This window comes from Janthinobacterium sp. HH102 (assembly GCF_001758625.2).
Lineage (GTDB): Bacteria > Pseudomonadota > Gammaproteobacteria > Burkholderiales > Burkholderiaceae_D > Janthinobacterium.
Window position 1 is genome coordinate 1,502,256 of sequence record NZ_CP062062.1, and the last position, 20,019, is coordinate 1,522,274.

The 20,019-nt window shown below is 61.5% G+C and carries 17 protein-coding genes and 1 pseudogene; 11 read left to right on the forward strand and 7 right to left on the reverse strand.

The genetic code is table 11. The features are described from left to right. The first annotated feature begins 19 nt into the window (after nt 1-19). Nucleotides 20-3,136 carry a transglycosylase domain-containing protein gene (locus JAB4_RS06835; RefSeq protein WP_070219262.1) on the forward strand — a complete coding sequence of 1,039 codons (3,117 nt, stop codon included), beginning with the start codon at nt 20-22 and terminating at the stop codon, nt 3,134-3,136. A 55-nt stretch (nt 3,137-3,191) separates the two neighbouring features. Here JAB4_RS06835 and JAB4_RS06840 read toward each other — a convergent pair whose 3' ends face one another. Continuing rightward, a complete protein-coding gene (locus JAB4_RS06840; RefSeq protein ID WP_070219261.1) occupies nt 3,192-3,797 on the reverse strand; it encodes a glutathione S-transferase in 606 nt (201 codons plus the stop codon). Between the two features lie 131 nt (nt 3,798-3,928). Between JAB4_RS06840 and JAB4_RS06845 the strand changes: the two genes are divergently transcribed. After that, nucleotides 3,929-5,275, forward strand: a complete 1,347-nt coding sequence (locus JAB4_RS06845) for a TAXI family TRAP transporter solute-binding subunit (protein ID WP_070219343.1) — start codon at nt 3,929-3,931, stop codon at nt 5,273-5,275. A 13-nt stretch (nt 5,276-5,288) separates the two neighbouring features. On the opposite strand, the gene JAB4_RS06850 is transcribed toward JAB4_RS06845, so the two are convergent. The 3 genes from JAB4_RS06850 to JAB4_RS06860 all read right to left on the reverse strand — a co-directional run bounded on the left by JAB4_RS06850 (nt 5,289) and on the right by JAB4_RS06860 (nt 6,539). Continuing rightward, complete coding sequence (locus JAB4_RS06850; RefSeq protein WP_070219260.1) at nt 5,289-5,573, reverse strand: XRE family transcriptional regulator; 285 nt, start codon at nt 5,571-5,573, stop codon at nt 5,289-5,291. Then, nucleotides 5,570-5,920 carry a type II toxin-antitoxin system RelE/ParE family toxin gene (locus JAB4_RS06855; protein ID WP_070219259.1) on the reverse strand — a complete coding sequence of 117 codons (351 nt, stop codon included), beginning with the start codon at nt 5,918-5,920 and terminating at the stop codon, nt 5,570-5,572. Before JAB4_RS06855 ends, JAB4_RS06850 begins: the two co-directional genes overlap by 4 nt. 157 nt (nt 5,921-6,077) lie before the next feature. After that, the gene (locus tag JAB4_RS06860; protein ID WP_070219342.1) at nt 6,078-6,539 is read right to left on the reverse strand and encodes a rhodanese-like domain-containing protein; all 462 of its coding nucleotides are present in this window, start codon (nt 6,537-6,539) and stop codon (nt 6,078-6,080) included. Between the two features lie 385 nt (nt 6,540-6,924). Here JAB4_RS06860 and glnA point away from each other — a divergent pair, with 385 nt between their 5' ends. From glnA to JAB4_RS06900, 9 genes and pseudogenes are all read left to right on the forward strand, one after another. Further along, complete coding sequence (glnA, locus tag JAB4_RS06865) at nt 6,925-8,340, forward strand: type I glutamate--ammonia ligase (RefSeq protein ID WP_070219258.1); 1,416 nt, start codon at nt 6,925-6,927, stop codon at nt 8,338-8,340. 173 nt (nt 8,341-8,513) lie between these two features. Then, nucleotides 8,514-8,996 (forward strand): DUF4124 domain-containing protein, encoded by a 483-nt coding sequence (locus JAB4_RS06870; protein ID WP_070219341.1) that lies wholly within the window; start codon nt 8,514-8,516, stop codon nt 8,994-8,996. Between the two features lie 5 nt (nt 8,997-9,001). After that, nucleotides 9,002-10,090, forward strand: a complete 1,089-nt coding sequence (gene glnL / locus JAB4_RS06875) for a nitrogen regulation protein NR(II) (protein WP_070219257.1) — start codon at nt 9,002-9,004, stop codon at nt 10,088-10,090. A gap of 48 nt (nt 10,091-10,138) precedes the next feature. Continuing rightward, on the forward strand, nt 10,139-11,632 hold the full coding sequence (gene ntrC, locus JAB4_RS06880; protein ID WP_070219256.1) for a nitrogen regulation protein NR(I): 1,494 nt from the start codon (nt 10,139-10,141) through the stop codon (nt 11,630-11,632). A 138-nt stretch (nt 11,633-11,770) separates the two neighbouring features. Then, nucleotides 11,771-12,736, forward strand: coding sequence for a magnesium/cobalt transporter CorA (gene corA, locus JAB4_RS06885; protein ID WP_034760218.1), 966 nt, complete (start codon nt 11,771-11,773; stop codon nt 12,734-12,736). Nucleotides 12,737-12,870: 134 nt separating this feature from the next. Beyond that, a complete protein-coding gene (locus tag JAB4_RS06890; RefSeq protein ID WP_070219255.1) occupies nt 12,871-14,244 on the forward strand; it encodes an ATP-binding protein in 1,374 nt (457 codons plus the stop codon). A 300-nt stretch (nt 14,245-14,544) separates the two neighbouring features. Next, on the forward strand, nt 14,545-14,829 hold the full coding sequence (locus tag JAB4_RS06895; RefSeq protein WP_139143725.1) for a hypothetical protein: 285 nt from the start codon (nt 14,545-14,547) through the stop codon (nt 14,827-14,829). A gap of 24 nt (nt 14,830-14,853) precedes the next feature. Next, a pseudogene (locus tag JAB4_RS30910) lies at nt 14,854-15,057 on the forward strand (Plug domain-containing protein); the annotation flags it as partial. A gap of 477 nt (nt 15,058-15,534) precedes the next feature. Continuing rightward, nucleotides 15,535-17,367, forward strand: coding sequence for a TonB-dependent receptor (locus JAB4_RS06900; RefSeq protein WP_265334731.1), 1,833 nt, complete (start codon nt 15,535-15,537; stop codon nt 17,365-17,367). Between the two features lie 88 nt (nt 17,368-17,455). Here JAB4_RS06900 and JAB4_RS06905 read toward each other — a convergent pair whose 3' ends face one another. The 3 genes from JAB4_RS06905 to JAB4_RS30915 all read right to left on the reverse strand — a co-directional run bounded on the left by JAB4_RS06905 (nt 17,456) and on the right by JAB4_RS30915 (nt 19,820). Beyond that, on the reverse strand, nt 17,456-19,087 hold the full coding sequence (locus JAB4_RS06905) for an NAD(P)/FAD-dependent oxidoreductase (RefSeq protein ID WP_070219253.1): 1,632 nt from the start codon (nt 19,085-19,087) through the stop codon (nt 17,456-17,458). Nucleotides 19,088-19,162: 75 nt separating this feature from the next. After that, nucleotides 19,163-19,471: a hypothetical protein gene (locus JAB4_RS06910; RefSeq protein ID WP_139143724.1), complete on the reverse strand. Its 309-nt coding sequence runs from the start codon at nt 19,469-19,471 to the stop codon at nt 19,163-19,165. A 217-nt stretch (nt 19,472-19,688) separates the two neighbouring features. After that, nucleotides 19,689-19,820, reverse strand: a complete 132-nt coding sequence (locus JAB4_RS30915; RefSeq protein WP_265334721.1) for a hypothetical protein — start codon at nt 19,818-19,820, stop codon at nt 19,689-19,691. Nucleotides 19,821-20,019 lie beyond the last annotated feature (199 nt).

Consider the following 20,019-nt stretch of genomic DNA (forward strand, 5'->3'; position numbering starts at 1 on the left):
AACCTTACCCCAGCATCCCATGAAAGACACAGGCGTCAATCTGGCCGCGCAAGAGCGGCCCCCCTCTGATCCAGCTCCCGAGGCGCCGCCGCCGGCGAGCCCGCCGAAGAAGCGCCGTTCGCGCATCTGGCCGATCTTTGCCATCATCGTGCTGGCGCTGATCGCCGGCGTGGCGTGGTTCGTCATGCGCGAAGTGCGCACGTCGGCCCTGCAGGCAGAGTTTTTCACGCGCCTGGACCGCCAACTGGCGTTCAAGGTCGAGCCCGGCCCTGCACCGGCGGGCGCCATCCGCTATCCGCAGCACGGCCCGTATGACGAGCGGCTCGGCTATGCCAGCTTGCCCGACTTCATCACCAAACTCAATGCGCGCGACTACGCCGTCACGGCGCAGGCGCGCATGTCGCCGAAAATGGTGCAGCTGGTCGACCGTGGCATCTTTGCCACCTATCACGAGAAAAATCGCGCCGGGCTGACCATCCTCGATTGCCGCGCCGCGCCGCTGTTCGCGGCCAGCTATCCCGAGCGCATGTTCGACGGCTTTGCCGAAGCGCCGCCCGCGCTCGTGCAAAGCCTGCTGTTCATCGAAAACCGCGAATTGCTCGACCCGGGCACGCCCAAGCGCAATCCCGCCGTGGAATGGGACCGTCTGAGCAAGGCGATTCTCGACAAGGCGCTGAACCTGTTCGGCGGCCACCGCGGCGGCGGCGGCAGCACGCTGGCCACGCAGATCGAAAAATACCGGCATTCGGAAGACGGGCGCACCAGTTCCATGCAGGACAAGCTGCTGCAGATGATTTCGGCCAGCCTGCGCTCATACCAGGATGGCGAAAACACCATGGAAGCGCGGCGCAAGATCGTCGTCAATTACCTCAATACCGTGCCGCTGTCGGCAAAGAGCGGCTTTGGCGAAGTCAACGGCATCGGCGACGGCATGTGGGTCTGGTATGGCCGTCCGTTTGCCGAAGTGAAAACTTTGCTTAGTGGAAAAATGGACCAGCCGGGCAGCGCGCTGGCCTACAAGCAGGCGCTGAGCCTGCTGATCGCGCAGCGCCGTCCTTCCCATTATCTGGTGGCCGGCGGCGCCGACCTGGAAGAATTGACCAACAGCCATCTGCGTTTGCTAGCGCAGGCGGGCGTGATTTCACCGCAGCTGCGCGATGCGGCCATCGCCGAGAAGCTGCGTCCGTCGACGGCGTCCGGCGTGCAATCGGAAGCATCGACCTCGTTCGTTACGCGCAAGGCCTCGAATGCCGTGCGCAACCACCTGGCCACCATGCTCGGCGATCCGCGTTTGTACAACCTCGACCGCCTCGACCTGAAAGTGGTCAGCACGCTCGACGCGCAGGCGCAAAACGCCGTCACCAAGGTCTTGCGCGAGCTGCGCGACCCGGAAGTGGCGAAAGCGGCGGGCCTGACGGGCAAAGGCATGCTGGGCAATGGCGACCCCGCCAACGTAGTCTACAGTTTTACCTTGCTGCAAAAGGGCGAGCAGGCCAACTTGCTGCGCGTGCAAACGGATAACTTTGACCAGCCGCTCGACATCAACGAAGGCGCCAAGCTGGACCTCGGTTCCACGGCCAAGCTGCGCACCCTGGTCACGTACCTGGACATCATCGACCAGTTGCACCAGCGCTACAGCGGCATGGGCGCCGCCGAGCTGGGCAAAATCGCCGTCGATCCCAAGGACATGCTGTCGCAGTGGGCGATTGCCTATCTGAAACCATTGCCGCTCGGCGAAGCGCGCAACCTGCCGGCCATGCTGGCGGCCGCCATGGAACGCAAATATTCGGGCAACCCGGGCGAAGGCTTCTTCACGGGCGGCGGCTTGCACCATTTCGGCAACTTCTCCAAGCTCGACGACAGCCGCATCATGACGGTGCAGCAGGCGCTGCGCCAGTCGACCAACCTGGTGTTCGTGCGCCTGATGCGCGACGTGGCCCGCTACTACATGTTCTCGCGCCCCGATTCTTCGGCCTCGTTGCTGGCGGACGCGGACGATCCGCGCCGTGCGCAGTACCTGAGCCGCTTTGCCGACAAGGAAGGGCGCGAATTCCTGCACCGCTTCTATCAGAAGTACCGCGGCAAGAGCGTTGACGAGCAGGAAAAGATTTTATTGGCCAGCATCCGCCCGACGCCCGTGCGCCTGGCGAATATCTTCCGCACCGTCAACCCGAAGGGCACGGTGGCGGAATTCGGCGATTTCCTCAACGCCAACCTGCCGTCGCAAAACGAAGTGCCGCCCGAGCGCGTCGCCAAGATGTACCAGCAGTACGCGATGGAAAACTGGTCCTTGGCCGACCGCGGTTATCTGGCCAATGTGCATCCGCTGGAACTGTGGATGGTGGCGTATCTGCGCCAGCATGAAGGTTCCACCCTGACGCAGATGGTGGCGGCCAGCGAAAAGGAACGCCAGGAAGTCTACAAATGGCTGTTCAACACGCACCGCAAGCATGCGCAGGACCGCCGCATCGCCAACTTGCTGGAAGTGGAAGGCTTCCTGGAAATCCACCGCCAGTGGAAGAAGATGGGCTACCCGTTTGATTCGCTGGTGCCGTCGTATGCGACCACCTTGGGCGCGTCGGCCGACCGTCCCGCCGCGCTGGCCGAATTGATGGGCATCATCATCAACGATGGCGTGCGCAAGCCGAGCGTGCGCATCGATTCCATGCATTTCGCCGCCAACACGCCGTACGACACCATGGTCAAGCGGGGCAGCAAGGTGGAGGCGGAGCAAGTGTTGTCGCCGGACGTGGCCAAGGCCGTCGCCAAGGCCATCCGCGAAGTCGTGTCGGACGGTACGGCGAAACGGGCGAAGACGGCATTCGTCGGCGCCGACGGCGTGCCGATCCCGATGGGCGGCAAGACGGGTACGGGCGACCAGCGTTTCGACGTGTATGGCGCCGGCGGCCGCCTGATCGAGTCGCGCTATGTGAACCGCTCGGCCACGTTCGTCTTCAATATCGGCGAGCGCTTCTACGGCAGCATGACGGCGTATGTGCGCGGACCGGAATCGAAGAACTACGATTTCACCAGCGCCTTGCCCGTGCAATTGCTGGTGTCGCTGGCGCCGAGCTTGATGCCGCTGATCGAACCGCCCGCGCCGGCCGATGGTGTGGCCAGGCAGTGCACGAATTAACCGGCAGTATGCGGATTGAGCAAAATGCCAGCTTCCATGCTGGCGTTTTTTCTTGCTAGCCGGCAAACGCGGCCGTTTTATCTTCCAGGCGCGCGTGATAGGCGGCGATGGCCGGATAATCGGGGCGCTGCATCGGAGCCATCAGCCAGCGCTTGACGGACAGGCCCAGCACGATATCGGCCAGGGTGAACGCTTCGCCGCACACGAAGGCGCCCGTACGCTGCAGCTGCTGTTCCAGCACGCCCATCATCTTGTTCCATCCGGCAATACCGGCTGCCAGCTGCGCCGCATCCTGGTGGGCCGGGCTGTGGCGCACCAGCGACATGAAGGCGTAGCGCCAGCTGTTGTTCAAATCGCCCATCTGCCAATCCATCCATTTTTCCACTTCCGCGCGGGCGCGTGGCGTGCTTGGAAGCAAGTCGTCGCGGCCCGCCTGGGCGCACAGGTAGCGGCAGATCGTGTTCGATTCCCACAGCACCAGGTCGCCGTCAACCAGCACGGGCACCATGGCGTTCGGGTTCAGGGTCAGGAAAGCCGGGTCGTCGGTACTGCGAAAGCCGCTGCCCCAGTCTTCGCGTTCGTAGGGCAGGTCGAGTTCGTCGCACGTCCACAGGACTTTGCGGACATTGATCGAGGCGGCTTTTCCAAGAATTTTCAGCATGCGGGGCTCCAGAGGGTAGGTGATCGATCTGCCACTGTAGCGGAAATGGCCAGGCCGCGCATGTGAAAGTGCCTTGCATAGTTGGGCTTTTCTTGGCATCGTAGCCACCCATGAAACCTATGCGCCACCACATGTCCAAAATTCTCGCGTTCAGCCGCTTTTCCGTGCGCGATTTCCTCGCCACTGCCGGTCCCACCCTGCTGCTCGTCGGCGCATTCTGCGCGCTTGCTTACTGGCTGGTCGACCCGGCGCCGCCGCGCCAGGTGAGCCTGTCGACGGGGCAGGACAATAGCGCGTATGAAGAGTTCGGCAAGAAATACGCGGCTACCCTGGCCAGGCACGGCATCAAGGTGACCTTGCAGCCATCGCTGGGTTCGCAGGAAAACCTGCAGCGCCTGAACGCGGGCAAGACCGATATCGCCTTCGTGCAAAGCGGCTCGACGGAACACGCTGATGCCGAGCGCCATGGCCTCATCTCCCTGGGCAGCCTGTTTACGGAACCCGTCTGGCTGTTCTTGCGCGAAGACAAGGCGGTGACGGAACTGACGCAATTGAAGGGCATGAAGATCAACCTGGGGCCGGAAGGCACGGGCGTGCCCAGCCTGTTCCGGCAGTTGCTGTCCGTGAATGGCGTGGAAGCGAGCGAGCTGACGGTCAGTGCCTTGCAAAACACGCCCGCCACGGTGGAGCTGCTGGAAGGGCGCATCGACGGTCTTGTGTTCAGCTCGGCGCCGGAAGCGCCGCTGATCCAGATGCTGCTGCAGACGCCGGGCATCAAGCTGTTTGATTTTTCGCAGGCGGAGGCGTACACGCGGCGCCTGCCTTTCCTCACGCATGTCGTCTTGCCGCGCGGCATAGTCGACCTGGGCAAAAACATCCCGGCGCAGGATTATCATCTGATCGCGCCGACCGCCACCCTGGTTGCGCGCGAAGACTTGCATCCGGCCCTCGTCGACCTGTTCGTGCAGGCGGCGGCAGGCATCCATGGCGGCACGGGCTGGTTCCAGCAGCAGGGGCAATTCCCGTCCGCGCGCTACACGGAAATTCCTGTCGCGCCCGAAGCGTTGAAATTCTACAAGGATGGCGCGCCCGTGCTGCAGCGCTATATGAGTTTCTGGCTGGCTAATTTCTTCGACCGCATGTGGGTGCTGGTGGTGGCGCTCGGCGCTTTGATCCTGCCCCTGTCGCGCGTGGTGCCGCCCCTGTACGTGTGGCGCATCCGCTCGCGCGTGTACCGCTGGTACGGCCAGTTGCGCACGGTGGAGCAGGCGCTGGAAGACGTGCCGCAAGCGCAGCGCGCGCACGTGTATGCGGAGCAATTGAAGCGGCTGGACCAGATCGAGGACATGGTCAACCAGATCTCGATTCCCCTGTCGTTTGCCGATGGCCTGTATGGCTTGCGCAGCCATATCAATTTCGTGCGCAAGCGCATATTGACCCTGATGGGCGAGCATCCAGAGGCAGGCGAGGCGGCCTGAGCGCTTAAGTCGCTTAAACGAGGGTGACCGACAGCTTGCGTCCAAGCAGCGCGGCGGCCCGCTCCAAGGTGGAGAGCGTCACGTCGCTGCTGGGGTCGAGCAGGCGGTCGAGCTGCGAGCGGCTCGTCTGCAGCAGGTCCGCCATGCGCGTCTTCGACAGCGATTGCTCCTGCATCGCCTGCGTCAGTTGCCAGGCGATCACTTCCTTGATGGCGCGGGTTTGCGTTTGCTCGAAGATGCCTTCTTCTTTTAAAAAGTCGTCGAGGCTGCTGCCGAGATGGGGAGCGGTGGCGTTCATGTCAGTTCCTTGTAGCGTTTGCGGGCCAGCGCCAGGTCGTCTTCCGGCGTCGTCCGGGTTTTCTTGATAAAGCCGTGCAGCGCCACCAGGCAATCGCCGTGATGGCAGATCAGCACGCGCGCAATGCGGTTGCCGGGCAAGCTGCTGCGCACTTCCGACAAGCCGTGCCCGAGATGCCGGCACAGGGGCATGCCCACGGGCCAGCGCCATTGCGCATGCATCAAGTCTTGCCCGATCACATGGCGCTCTTCAAGCGGCAAGGACTTGAGCCAGTCGCGCACGGGTTCGCCGCCATTGCCGTTCGCATAGAACAGCAGGGTAATCTGCCGCAAGCCGGAAGCATCCATGACGCACCTCTACGTTGTACTATATAAGGTACATTTCTTCAAGGAGAATTTGCGCCGCAGTTGAAAAAATCGGGCGCGCATGGATGGTTGTAGTCGATGACGGGCCATCGCGTGGCCCGCCAGATCAAACACTGTTCAGATAGTCAGGCGGCCAGCGTCAGGCGCCCAGCCACGGCAGCCCGGCCTTGCACCAGCCGCCGATCTGCTTGCGGTGGCCGTCCGCATCCTTGTCGCCTTCAAACCCTTCAAGGATGTCGAAGCAGTTGATATAGCCGTGCTCGGTGGCCAGCTTGGCGGCATGGCGCGAACGCACGCCCGAGCGGCACAGGAACAGCAGCACCTCGTCTTTGCCGGCCTGGGCCGCCAGCTGCGCGAGGAAATCGGGATTCGGCACGCCGCCCGGGTAGGTGGCCCACTGCACCGCACCATGCTGGGTATCGGCGATGTCGACCCGGCCTACCCAGTCGCGCTCGGCGTTCGTGCGCACGTCGATGAGCTTGGCGGCTGCGTCCAGTTGCAGCAGCGCGTACGCTTCCTGCGGCGTGACGGCGCCGGCATACGGCGTACCTTCATTGGCCCGGCTGCGGGCGGTGGTCAGGATGTCGGCGGCGGTAGTCATGGCGTCCTCGATGAAAGTGGGCAGGTATGGTCGATTATAGTGCGCCATCCGCGCCCCGCAAACGGGAAACCACGGCGCACGGCGCATGCACCACAACGAGGCATTTTTCAGAAATCCGCACAAAATGCACGATAATGGTGCGTTATTCGTTTTTTGCACTTGCATAGTGCATTCTTGATTTGATGCAAACTCAGCAGGAAAATCGCGGGCGGGAAAACTTTCATTGGGATAGCCGGTTTTTGCCTCTGGCGGCCAGGTCTCTTCTGGAGCTGGCATGGAATCTGCTATGATCCTTATGAGTTTTGGTGGCACGCAATGTTTGCTTCGCTTCATCAGCCCAGACGCACTAAGGTCGGCTCACCCCACATTCATTTAGGAGATACGCATGGCAATGACAGCCGCAGAAGTCTTGAAGATGGTAGAAGAAAACGAAGTCAAATTCGTTGATTTCCGCTTTGCTGATACCCGTGGTAAAGAGCAGCACGTGACGGTTCCCGTGTCGCACTTCGACATGGACAAATTCGAGTCGGGCCACGCCTTTGACGGTTCTTCGATCGCTGGCTGGAAAGGTATCGAAGCGTCCGACATGATCTTGCTGCCGGATCCAAACACGGCCAATATCGACCCGTTCATGGAAGAAACGACCCTGTTCATGCAGTGCGACGTGATCGAACCGTCGGACGGCAAGGGCTACGACCGCGACCCGCGCTCGATCGCGAAACGCGCCGAAGCCTACCTGAAATCGTCGGGCATGGGCGACACCGCCTACTTCGGCCCTGAGCCGGAATTCTTCATCTTCGACAGCGTGCGCTGGAAGATCGACATGTCGGGCTGCTTCGTCAAGATCGGTTCGGACGAAGGTTCCTGGTCGACCGGCAAGGATATCGAAGGCGGCAACAGCGGCCACCGTCCTACCGTCAAGGGCGGCTACTTCCCCGTGCCGCCAGTGGACAGCTTCCAGGACATGCGTTCGGAAATGTGCCTGATCCTGGAATCGCTGGGCATCCCGGTTGAGGTACATCATCACGAAGTGGCCGGCGCCGGTCAGAATGAAATCGGCACCAAGTTCTCGACCCTGGTCGAGCGCGCCGACTGGACGCAAAACCTGAAATACGTGGTGTGGAACGTGGCGCACAGCTATGGCAAGACCGCCACCTTCATGCCGAAACCTATCGTTGGCGACAACGGTTCGGGCATGCACGTGCATCAATCCGTATGGAAAGATGGCAAAAACCTGTTCGCTGGCGATGGCTATGCCGGCCTGTCCGATTTCGCCCTGTACTACATCGGCGGCATCATCAAGCACGCCAAGGCACTGAACGCGATCACCAATCCGGGCACCAACTCGTACAAGCGTCTGGTACCAGGCTACGAAGCGCCGGTGAAACTGGCGTACTCGGCGAAAAACCGTTCCGCCTCGATCCGTATCCCGCACGTGGCCAATCCAAAAGGCCGCCGCGTCGAAGCGCGCTTCCCGGATCCACTGGCGAACCCGTACCTGTGCTTCGCCGCACTGCTGATGGCCGGCCTGGACGGCGTTGCCAACAAGATCCATCCGGGCGAAGCCGCCTCGAAAGATCTGTACCATCTGCCGCCGGAAGAAGACGCACTGATCCCTACCGTGTGCGCTTCGCTGGAAGAAGCACTGGAAGCCCTGGACAAGGACCGCGAGTTCCTGACCCGCGGCGGTGTGTTCAGCGATTCGATGATCGACGCTTACCTGGAACTGAAAATGCAGGACGTGCAGCGCATGCGCATGACCACGCATCCTGCCGAGTTCGACATGTACTACTCGCTGTAATGGCGCCACGCCGGCAACGTGCCGGTAGTGAATAAAAAAACGCGGGTGAGGCGATGGTCTTGCCCGCGTTTTTTGTTATGGCGCCACAGTGCGTTGTTGTATAGTCGGCCCAGGAACGATGCGGCATGTGCCGACAGGAGTAGAGATTGACCAAGCATTACAGAATGGCGCTGATGGCAGGATTGCTGGGCGCGGCGGCACAGGCGCACGGGCAGTTGTATGTGTGCGCCGATGCGCAGGGACACAAGACGTACACGGACAGGCGGGCCGGCGCGCATTGCCAGCTGCTCGATTTGCCGGGCGCCCTGACGGAGCCGCCACGCAAGACGGCGCCGCTGGCCGGCGCGCCTGCCCGGTCCGCCACGCAGGCGGTGGCCACGGCGGCGCCTGCCGCCGGCGCGTTTCCCAAGGTCGATGGTGCGGAGCAGCGCGCGCGCGACCTGGACCGGCGCCAGATCCTGCAGGACGAATTGCGCAGCGAAGAGCAGAAACTGGCGGCGCAGCGCCTGGAATTTAACGGCGGGCAGCCCGAGCGCCAGGGCAACGAGCGTAACTATGCGAAATATCAGGAACGGGTGGCGCAACTGAAGGACAACATCAGCCGGACGCAGCAGAACGTCGAGGCCCTGAAACGCGAGATCGCGAATATTCGGTAAAGCACATGACACTAGACAACCATTCCAGCCGCCCGGCCCACCTGGCAGGCCTTGATCTGCTCGCTTCGGCCGTGATCCTGCTCGACGGCGACGGCCGCATCAGCTATGCCAACGCGGCGGCGGAAAACCTGCTGGAAAGCTCATTAAAGGCGCTGTCGCGGCAAAAACTGATGGCGCTGTTCCTCAATCCCGAGGAGCTGGCCGGCATCTGCGCGCAGGCGCTCGAACATAAATTTTCCGATTTGCGCCAGGACCTGAGCCTGGAACGCCTGGGGCGCGAGCCGCTGCGCGTGCACAGCATCGTCAGCGCCCTCGACGCACCGCGCGACGGCGTGCTGATCGAACTGCGCGAAAATGTGCAGCAATTAAAACTCGACCGCGAGGAGCGCATCCTCGACCAGAGCCAGGTCAACAAGGAGCTGATCCGCAACCTGGCGCATGAAATCAAGAACCCGCTGGGCGGCATCCGCGGCGCGGCCCAGCTGCTGGAGCTGGAATTGCCGGCCCTGCACCTGAGCGAATTGCGCGAATACACGCAAGTCATCATCAAGGAAGCGGACCGCCTGCAGACGCTGGTCGACCGCCTGCTGGCGCCGCACCGCCGCCCGCACATCGTGGGCGACGTGAATATCCATGAAGTGTGCGAACGGGTGCGCAGCCTGATCCTGGCCGAGTTTCCCAGCGGACTGACCATTTCGCGCGATTACGACGCCTCGATCCCCGAGTTTCGCGGCGACAAGGAGCAACTGATACAGACCGTGCTCAACATTGCGCATAACGCGGCGCAGGCGCTGGCCGAGCGCATCGAAGCGGGCGATGCGGAGCTGATTTTCAAGACGCGCGTGGCGCGCCAGGTGACCCTGGCCAAGGTCCGCTACAACCTGGCATTAGACTTGCATATCATTGACAATGGACCGGGCATCGCACCCCAGATCCGCGACCGGATTTTCTACCCGCTGGTGTCGGGCAGGGAAGGCGGCAGCGGTCTGGGGCTCACCTTGGCGCAAACCTTCGTGCAACAGCACCTGGGCGTGATCGAGTGCGAAAGCCGGCCTGGATACACCGATTTCAGGATCGTTCTCCCCTTGCCATAAGCGAGGCAGTATCCCACCCATGAAATCCATTGCGGGACGCACACACTAATGAAGCCAATCTGGATAGTTGACGACGACGAATCAATCCGCTGGGTGCTGGAAAAAGCCCTGGCGCGGGAAAATCTCGCCACCAAGAGTTTTGCCAATGCGCGCGACGCCATCGCCGCGCTGGAATTTGACACGCCGCAAGTGCTCGTGTCGGACATCCGCATGCCGGGCGCGTCCGGCCTGGAGTTGCTGCAAACGGTCAAGTCGCGCTTTCCCGGCTTGCCGGTCATCATTATTACCGCCTTTTCCGACCTCGATTCGGCCGTCGCGGCCTTCCAGGGCGGCGCCTTCGAATACCTGGCCAAGCCGTTTGACATCGACAAGGCTGTCGAGCTGATCCGCCGCGCGCTGGAAGAAAGCCTGCGCGAGACCAGCGTCGAATCGGGCCCGTCGGAAACGCCGGAAATCCTTGGCCAGGCGCCGGCCATGCAGGAAGTCTTCCGCGCCATCGGCCGTTTGTCGCAATCGAATGTGACGGTGCTCATCACGGGCGAATCCGGTTCCGGCAAGGAACTCGTGGCGCGCGCGCTGCACAAGCACAGCCCGCGCGCGGCGCAGCCCTTCATCGCCCTGAACACGGCGGCGATCCCCAAGGATTTGCTCGAGTCCGAACTGTTCGGCCATGAACGCGGCGCGTTTACGGGCGCGCAAACGACCCGCCGGGGCCGCTTCGAGCAGGCCGAGAACGGCACCCTGTTCCTCGATGAAATCGGCGACATGCCGTTCGACCTGCAGACGCGTTTGCTGCGCGTGCTGTCCGACGGCCATTTCTATCGCGTCGGCGGCCATCAGCCCATGAAGGCGAACGTGCGCGTCATTACGGCCACGCACCAGAACCTCGAGCAGCGCGTGCGCGACGGCCTGTTCCGCGAAGACTTGTATCACCGCCTGAATGTGATCCGCCTGCGCCTGCCCAGTTTGCGGGAGCGGCGCGAGGATATCCCCATCCTGGTGCGCCACTTCCTGGTGCAGAGTGCGCGCCAGTTGGGCGTGGAAGCCAAACGCATGAGCGAACCGACGATGCAGTTCCTCAGCAGCCTCGATTTGCCCGGCAATGTGCGCCAGCTGGAAAACCTGTGCAACTGGATCACCGTCATGGCGCCGGGCCAGACGGTGGAAATCAAGGACTTGCCGCTGGAATTGACGCAGGGGCAGGGCGATGGCGCCGCCACCACCGCCGCGGCGGGCGAGGCTGCGTCGCCAGCTGTTGCTCACCAGCAGGGCGGCCAGGTCTTCGAAGCGGCCGCGCCCGTCAACGGCGCGCCGCCGGGATGGATCGGCTTGCTGGAATTGCAGGCGGCCGGCATGCTGGGCGCGGGACAGCAGGAAGTCATGGCCGTGCTGGGGCGGCAATTCGAATCGGCCCTGATCAAGACGGCGCTCAAGCATACGCACGGGCGCAAGAACGACGCCGCCGTGCGCCTGGGCATCGGCCGCAACACCATCACCCGCAAGATATCGGAACTGGGCATCGACGGCGCCAAGGACGATTGACGCCTTGCCGGACGGGGACTCTCCCGTCCGCTTTTTCTTGCGGTGTTCCTTGCACGCCACAACACCCACAGCAGGCGATAAGGTAAGCTGACGCCTGCCGGACTGTTTCGTCCGGTCTTCATTTGATTGTGGAACTGTATGCTCATAAACTGCGTGGCCTACCAGGATGGCAAAAAACTGGCCGACTTGCCGATCGACGATATCAGCGATTACGTCGAGCGCCCCGATTGCTTCGTCTGGGTGGCCCTGCTCGACGCCACGCCGGACGAGCTGAAACAGATGCAGCACGAGTTTTGCCTGCACGAACTGGCGGTAGAAGACGCGCAGCGCGGTCACCAGCGCCCGAAGATCGAGGAATACGGCGATTCCCTGTTTGCCGTGGTGAAAACCGTGGAAATGGTCGAGAATGAACTGGTGCTGGGCGAAGTCGACATCTTTGTCGGTGCCAATTACGTGCTTTCGTCGCGCAGCAACAGCTCGCAAGGTTTCCTGGGCGTGCGCGCGCGTGCCGAGCGCGAACCGCATCTGCTGCGCCAGGGCTCGGCCTTCGTGCTGTACGCGTTGATGGACGCCGTCGTCGACCGTTACTTTCCCGTGCTCGACGCGCTGGAATCGGAGCTGGAATTGATCGAGGACCGCATCTTCGACCGTGGCACCGAGCGCGACAATATCGAACGGCTGTATCAATTGAAACGCAAGGTCATGGTCTTGCGCCACGTGGTGGCACCCCTGATGGAAGCGGTGGGCAAGCTGCACGGCGGGCGAGTGCCGCCGCTGTGCCACGATACCCAGGAGTATTTCCGCGACGTGCACGACCATTTGGCGCGCATCAACGGCACGCTCGACACCATCCGCGATACGATCAGCACGGCCATCCAGGTGAATCTGTCGATGGTGGCCATCGACGAGAGCGAAGTGAACAAGCAGTTGGCGGCCTGGGCGGCTATCTTTGCCGTGTTTACCGCATTTGCCGGCATCTGGGGCATGAACTTCAAGTTCATGCCGGAACTGGACTGGCATTATGGCTATCCGGCCGCCGTGGCAGTGATGAGCTGTGTCTGCGGTTATATGTATTACTTGTTCAAGCGTTCCGGCTGGCTATAAAAATTTCCTGCGTATCTGTATTATTAAACAATAGCCAGGGGTACAATCGCGGCAAGTCCCCTGACCAGGGCCTTTGCTGAGGATCGCCGCGCCGGCAGCTTTGCCTGCGCTTCCCGTGCTGCGCAGGAGCATTCATGAGTATTCCGTTGTTCGATGTGAATTCGCAAGAACCCCTGTTCGATCCCGAGCAGCGGCGCACCCTGGCGGAAGCGGCCCTGCGCTCGATCACCGCCTCGACGGCGCACGCCCGTGGCGACGACTTCCTGCGCATCCTCGTCAAGGACCTGGCCGAAGCGCTCGACGTGCACTATGTGATCGCCGGGCGGCTGGTGCGCATGGACGATGGCAGCGAAGGCATCCGCACCCTGGCCCTGTGGGGCGGCGATGGCTACCAGCCGAATATCGAATACAGCCTGCAGCACACGCCTTGTCAGGACGTGACTTGCCAGAGCATGTGTTTTCACGGCAGCGATATCCAGCGTCGCTTTCCACTCGATACCCTCCTGGTCGACATGCATGCGGAAAGCTATGTCGGCATGCCGCTGATCGATACCGATGGCAAGACCCTGGGCATCCTGTCGGCCATCGACACGCGTCCCATCGATGAAAACAAGCGCTTGCTGGCGCTGCTGCTGTTGTCGATCTTCTCGGCGCGCGGCGCGGCCGAGCTGCAGCACCAGGAGCGCACCCAGCAGCTGGAAGAAATCGTGCGCGTGCGCACCGAGTCGCTGCTGGCGGCGCAGGCCAACCTAATCGAGCAGGAACAGATGGCGGCCCTCGGTTCGCTGGTGGCGGGCGTGTCGCATGAAGTCAACACGCCCATCGGCGTGGCGCTCACAGCCGCGTCGAGCATGGGCAGCTATGCCGACCAGCTGGTGCAGCTGCTGGGCGGCGCCAAGGTCAGCCGCACCGAACTGATCGACATTGCCGAATCCCTGAAAGGGGCGGCGGCCTTGATCGAACGCAACCTGGCGCGTGCCGCCGACCTGATCGGCAATTTCAAGCAGCTGGCCGTGGATCAGGTCAGCGAATACGTGGCGGACCTGGCGCTGCACGATTATGTGCATGGCCTGGTGTCGGCGCACAGCCCGGAACTGCGCAAGGCGGCGCTCGGTGTGGAGCTTGATATCGCGCCCGATTGCCAGGTACGCCTGGCGGCCGGCAAGCTGTCGCAGATCCTCTCGAACCTGCTGATGAACAGCGCCCGCCATGGCTATCCGCAAGGCGGCCCGGGGCGCATCACGATCCGCGCGCGCATCGAGGAGGAGGGGGAAGACGCCGCCGGGCGCTGGCTGCTGCTGGACTTCTCCGATGACGGTATCGGCCTGGCGCCGGCTGTGCGCGAACACATGTTTGAACCGTTCTTCACCACCAAGCGGGGCCAGGGCGGCTCCGGCCTGGGCATGCACATCGTCTACACCATCGTGCAGCAACTGGGCGGCCAGGTGTGCGCGATCGACTGCACTCCCGGCTGTCATATACAAATCAGGCTGCCGCTGGCCAGCTGATGCCGCATGGCCTCGCGGCTAGCCGCGAGCGCGCCTTATCCCTTGTCGCCCCTGCTTTTCATATGTTGTATGTACGCCATACGCATGTTGAGTTCTGTTGACACTCATATTCTTGCCGTGATTCTATGTAGTTGTCTAGTTGACTTTTAGTTGCCTAGTTCCATTTCTGTACACGTGTCCCAGCGAACTTCACGGCGCCTGATCCGGTGCTGTGCGAGGCGTTTCCTTTAGATGAACGAGTGTAATCCGGGTAACAAATCCGGAGTCATATATAACCGTACAAATGAAAAAGGGTTCACCATGCTTAAAGAAACCGTCATCTCTCGTGCAGTTCGCATCGTCTGCGCCGGTGGTATGGCAGCGGCCTTGTCCGTTGCCTCGCAGTCTGCGGTAGCACAAGATGCGCAGGGCGCCGATGCGCAAATCCAGCGCGTTGAAGTCACCGGTTCGTCGATCAAGCGTATCGCTGCCGAAGGCGCCTTGCCGGTCACCGTGCTGACCGCCGAAGCCATCCGCACATCGGGCGCCACTTCGGTCACCGATCTGGTCAAGAAGCTCTCTTCCGCCCAGGGTGCCACGAGCTAAAGTTCCTCGGTTGGGGGAAGCACCTTCGGTTTCTCCGGTATTTCCGTGCATAACGTGGGGGAGACGCGTACGCTCGTCTTGCTGAACGGCAAGCGCCTGGCCCAGTTCGGCGGCCAGACGCTGACGGGTTTCGCCGCTGGCTTCGACTTGAATTCGATCCCTATCTCGGCCATCGAGCGTGTGGAACTGCTGACCGATGGCGCCTCCGCCCTGTACGGTGCCGATGCGATCGCCGGCGTGGTCAACTTCATTACCAAGCACGATACGACGATCGGTGATGTGTCCATCGGCTACTCCGCACCAAAAAACGGTGCGCGTGAGAAACGCCTCAGCGCCACCAAGGGCTTTGGCAACCTGGACGAAGATGGCTACAACGTGGTGCTGACCTTTGGCCACGACGAGCGCGACAAGCTCGCTTCGGTCGACCGCTCGTTCGCCAGCACGGGCAAGGTGCAATTCTCCGCCAACGGCAAGCGCTATCAGAAGCAGCAGTCCTCGGTCAGCCCGATTCCCGCCAACGCCGTCGATGACAATGGCCAGCTGATCAGTCCATATCAAAAAACCACCGGCTCCTGCCCCGCCAAGACTTTCCGCGTGCTGGAACCGTATGCAGACCCGGACGGCACCCCGCGGTTGAATGATTACTGCGGTTATGATTTCGTCAAGGACCTGGAAATCTATCCGGAGCGCAAGCGTGACAACTTCATGGCATCGGGCACCTTCAAGATCGCCGGCCAGGAAGTGTATGCGGACGTATTGCTGTCACGCACGAAACAAACTTCGCGTATCGCCCCCGTGCCTGGGGCGATCGCTGTCGATGCAGGCACGCCGCTGCATGACAAGTATTTAGTGCCAGCTGGTATTACCGGCGACAGCACGGCTTTTTACCGGCTGTTCGACATGGGCCAGCGTACCTCGAAAGATACGGCCGACTTCGCCAGCGTGGTGGTCGGTACGCGCGGCATCGCTGCCGGCTGGGATTACAACGCCTCGTACAACTTCTCGGAAAGCCGCGTAAAAGGTAGTATTTCTGGCTATCCTGGTGCGATTGCCGTCAACAACCTCACGTCGAGCGGCTTGCTCGACCCCTTCGTCGGCCCGGGCAAGCAGTCTACCGCGGCACAGGAAGCCATCAAGGCTGCCGCGTATACCGGTTACTGGGATGGCGGCACTTCGCGCCTGCAAACGATTAACCTGAATGGCTCGACGGAACTGCGCCGACTGCCTGGCGGCGCGATGATGCTGGGCATGGGAGTCAACATCAATCGCGAAGAATTCTCCGCGAAGCCAAGTCCGTTTGCGCAAGGCATCCTGGCCGACCCCGTGAAGGGCACCTTGTGCGGCGGCACGACAGGACTGGAGTGCGACCAGCGTTTCGGCGATGCGGCCAGCAGCCAGCCGTACAGCGCCAGCCGTACGTCGAAGGGTATTTTTGGCGAAGTCATCGCGCCTGTGCTGAAAGAGCTGGAACTGGGCGCCGCGCTGCGTTTCGATGACTTCTCGGACTTTGGCGGCGCCACCACGGCCAAGGCCAGCTTCAAGTGGACACCGGCGCCCACCTTGCTGATCCGCGGCTCCGTCGGTAATGGTTTCCATGCGCCAACGGTGCCACAGGTCAACGCCCTGCAGCGCGGCTATGGCGTTACCAGCGACAATTACACGTGTACGCCGGCACTGCAGGCGATCGCCACGCGTCTGAATGCACAATGCCAGCCAGGCAATCACCAGTACGACCAGTTGGCAGGCGGCAACCGCAACTTGCAGCCGGAGAAGTCGAAACAGGCCACGCTGGGCTTCCGTTATGAGCCGATCAGCGCGATCACCCTGGGCGCCGATCTGTGGCATGTACAGATCCGCGATTCCTTCGGTCAGCTGACCGAGCAGCTGGTGTTCGCCAATCCGGCCAACTTCCCGAAATCCTGGGGCGTCAACAAGGACGTGGGCACCGGCACTACCTACCTGGCCTTCCTGGCCGACAACCAGAACTTGGGCAAGTCGTTTGCCACCGGCGTCGATATCGATATCAGCGCCCGTTACCGTTCCGGCATTGGCCTGTTCACCTCGCAGCTGAACGCGACGCAAATGCTGCGCGAGGATATCCAGCTGGAACGCAACGGCAAGTATTATTCTGCGCTGGGTAACTTCGCCGAGCTCGGTACTGTCACCTTCCGCACGCGCGGCCAGTGGACGAATACCCTGAAAACGGGCAACTGGGCCAATTCGCTGACGGTCAACTTCCTGTCCGGCTACCAGGACCAGAAAACGACGGTCGATGTGCTCGACGCCTCCGGCGCCGTGACGGGCCAGGAAGATATTCGCATGCATGTCGGCTTCTATTCGACGCTCGACTGGCAAACGGTGTGGACGCCGAGCAAGAGCTGGGTGCTTACGGCAGGCGTGCTGAACCTGACCGACAAGAGCCCTCCATTCGTGCCATCGACGTCCGGCGCCAACCGCGGCCAGCAGTTCGGCTATGACGACCGCTATTACGATCCGCGCGGCCGTACCGGCTACCTGAATGCCTCGTACAAGTTTTAAAGAGCGGGAGCAGGCATAAAAAAAACCGGCACTGTGAACTCAGTGCCGGTTTTTTTTCGTCCCGCCTGCAGGCAGAGGCTGGCGTAGCTTAGCCGCGCGCCGCCATCGACAGCGCCACCGCCTCGGCCACCTTGATGCCATCGACGGCCGCCGACAGGATGCCGCCCGCATAGCCGGCGCCTTCGCCTGCGGGAAAGAGGCCCCGTGTATTCAGGCTTTGCAAGTCGTCGTCGCGGCGCTTGATGCGGATCGGCGACGAGGTGCGCGTTTCCACGCCCGTCAGCACGGCGTCGGCCTTGTAGTAACCCTTGATCTGCTTGTTGAACGCCGGAAACGCTTCGCGCAGCGCCGTGATCGCGTACTCGGGCAAGGAGGGCGCCAGGTCCGTCAGATGCACGGCCGGCTTGTACGACGGTACCACGCTGCCGAATTCCGTCGAGGCGCGGCCAGCCACGAAGTCGCCGACCAATTGTCCTGGAGCATCGTAGTTGCCGCCGCCCAAGGCAAATGCGCGCTCCTCCAGCTCGCGCTGCAGGGCGATGCCGGCCAGCGGGTCGCCCGGGTAATCGGCCGGCGTGATGCCGACGACGATGGCGCTGTTGGCGTTGCGCTCGTTGCGCGAGTACTGGCTCATGCCGTTCGTCACCAGGCGGCCCGGTTCCGAGGCGGCGGCCACCACCGTGCCGCCCGGGCACATGCAAAAGCTGTAGACGGAGCGGCCGTTGCTGGCGTGATGCACGAGCTTGTAGTCGGCCGCGCCCAGGATAGGGTGGCCGGCGCTGGGGCCGAAGCGGCAGCTGTCGATCAACGATTGCGGGTGTTCCACGCGGAAGCCGATCGAGAACGGTTTCGCTTCGATGTACACGCCGCGGCGGTGCAGCATCTCGAAGGTGTCGCGCGCGCTGTGGCCGATGGCCAGCACGACGTGGTTGCTGGCGATGGTTTCGCCATTGTCCAGCACCACGCCGCGCACCTGGCCGCCATCGCTGCCCGGCTCGATGTCGAGATCGACCACTTTGCTGCTGAAACGGTATTCGCCGCCCAGCCGTTCGATATTTGCGCGCATTTCTTCCACCATCTTGACCAGGCGGAAGGTGCCGATGTGCGGCTTGCTCACGTACATGATTTCTTCGGGCGCGCCGGCCTTGACGAATTCCGTCAGCACCTTGCGGCCGTAGTGCTTGGGATCCTTGATCTGGCTGTACAGTTTGCCGTCCGAGAAGGTGCCGGCGCCGCCTTCGCCGAACTGCACGTTCGATTCCGGGTTCAGTTCGCGCTTGCGCCAGAAACCGAAGGTGTCGACCGTGCGCTCGCGCACCTGCTTGCCCCGTTCCAGGATGAGGGGGCGCAAGCCCATCTGTGCCAGGATCAGCGCCACGAACAGGCCGCAGGGGCCCGTGCCGATGACGATGGGGCGCGGTTCATTGGTATGGCCGGCCAGCTGTTCGCCGCCGGCGACGAATTTATAGTCGGTATCGGGCGCGGGCATCAGGTGGATATCGTGGCCCAGGCGCGCCAGCACGGCCGCTTCATTCTTGACGTCCACGTGCAGCGAGTAAATCAACACCACGGCGCTGCGCTTGCGCGCGTCATAGCTGCGCTTGAAGACGGTAAAGCCGAGCAGCTCATCCGCGGCAATGCCGAGGCGCGCCAGAATGGCGGCGGGCAGGGCCGCTTCGTCGTGTTCGAGGGGGAGTTTTACTTCGTTGAGTCGCAACATGGTGTGTATTTTTAAAAATTGCCGGGCTCCGTATCTAGCGGAGAGTGTGCGGTGCCGCGTGACGGCATCCGGGCGCTATTTTACCTCCACATCGTTCACTGCTTCGTTTACCCGGACTTTTTTCGGGGGTGTAACAGGCGGCAGTGCCGTCTGTTCGCATGGTCGCCACCGTGCCGTGGCGCGATATGGCGGCGTTTCCTGGCTGCTACAAACTGGTGCAAAATCGGCGCGTTGCTGGTGCATCCGCCGCCCCTTGTTGGGGCGTGCAAATCGGGGCCAAATTTTCCCCGTAATTTGTGTTGCTTTTTTGTTGTGGCTGCTTGATTTTGTTGACGCCTTGCCATTGCGTGTGATTTGATAGTGTTTTGTTTCTTGCAGGTGCAATTCTGTATCTTTGCTTCGCACGCATTGAAGGAAATGAGCAGCGCTGCCTCTTGCCGCTGTCGCGTCCTCAATGGAATGCGGGATTTATTTTTGAGATGATGACGAGAGATTTGTTTTTATATGGAACTGTCCTGAAAAAATCTGATTGATTTATTGCGGGATGGATGTGCAATATATTCGGCCTCGTCCCGTAAAATAATTTCGTCTTGCGCGTCATTTATTTTCCGGGCTTTTTATATTCATCTTTTTTAGAAACAACTCTTCCTGCAGCATTCTGCTGCCATTGGTGCAAAGCCACTGTTTGCAGGCATTCCAAGTAAATTTGATTATCGTCCGCGAGTGTTTTCATTCAGCCTGGATGCGCTTCTGTTCGCCTATTTTTTGTATAAATTGAAGTGTTGCGCCAACAGAACAGTTTTTCTAATTTTATTGACCAGTCCGTTTCAATATGTTCCGATGTGTCATTCTGTTTATTTTGCGTATGCAAAGTGGATCGAGAGGATGCCTTGTATGAAGGGATTACAAGGTGATGAGAGTAAAAAGCGTTC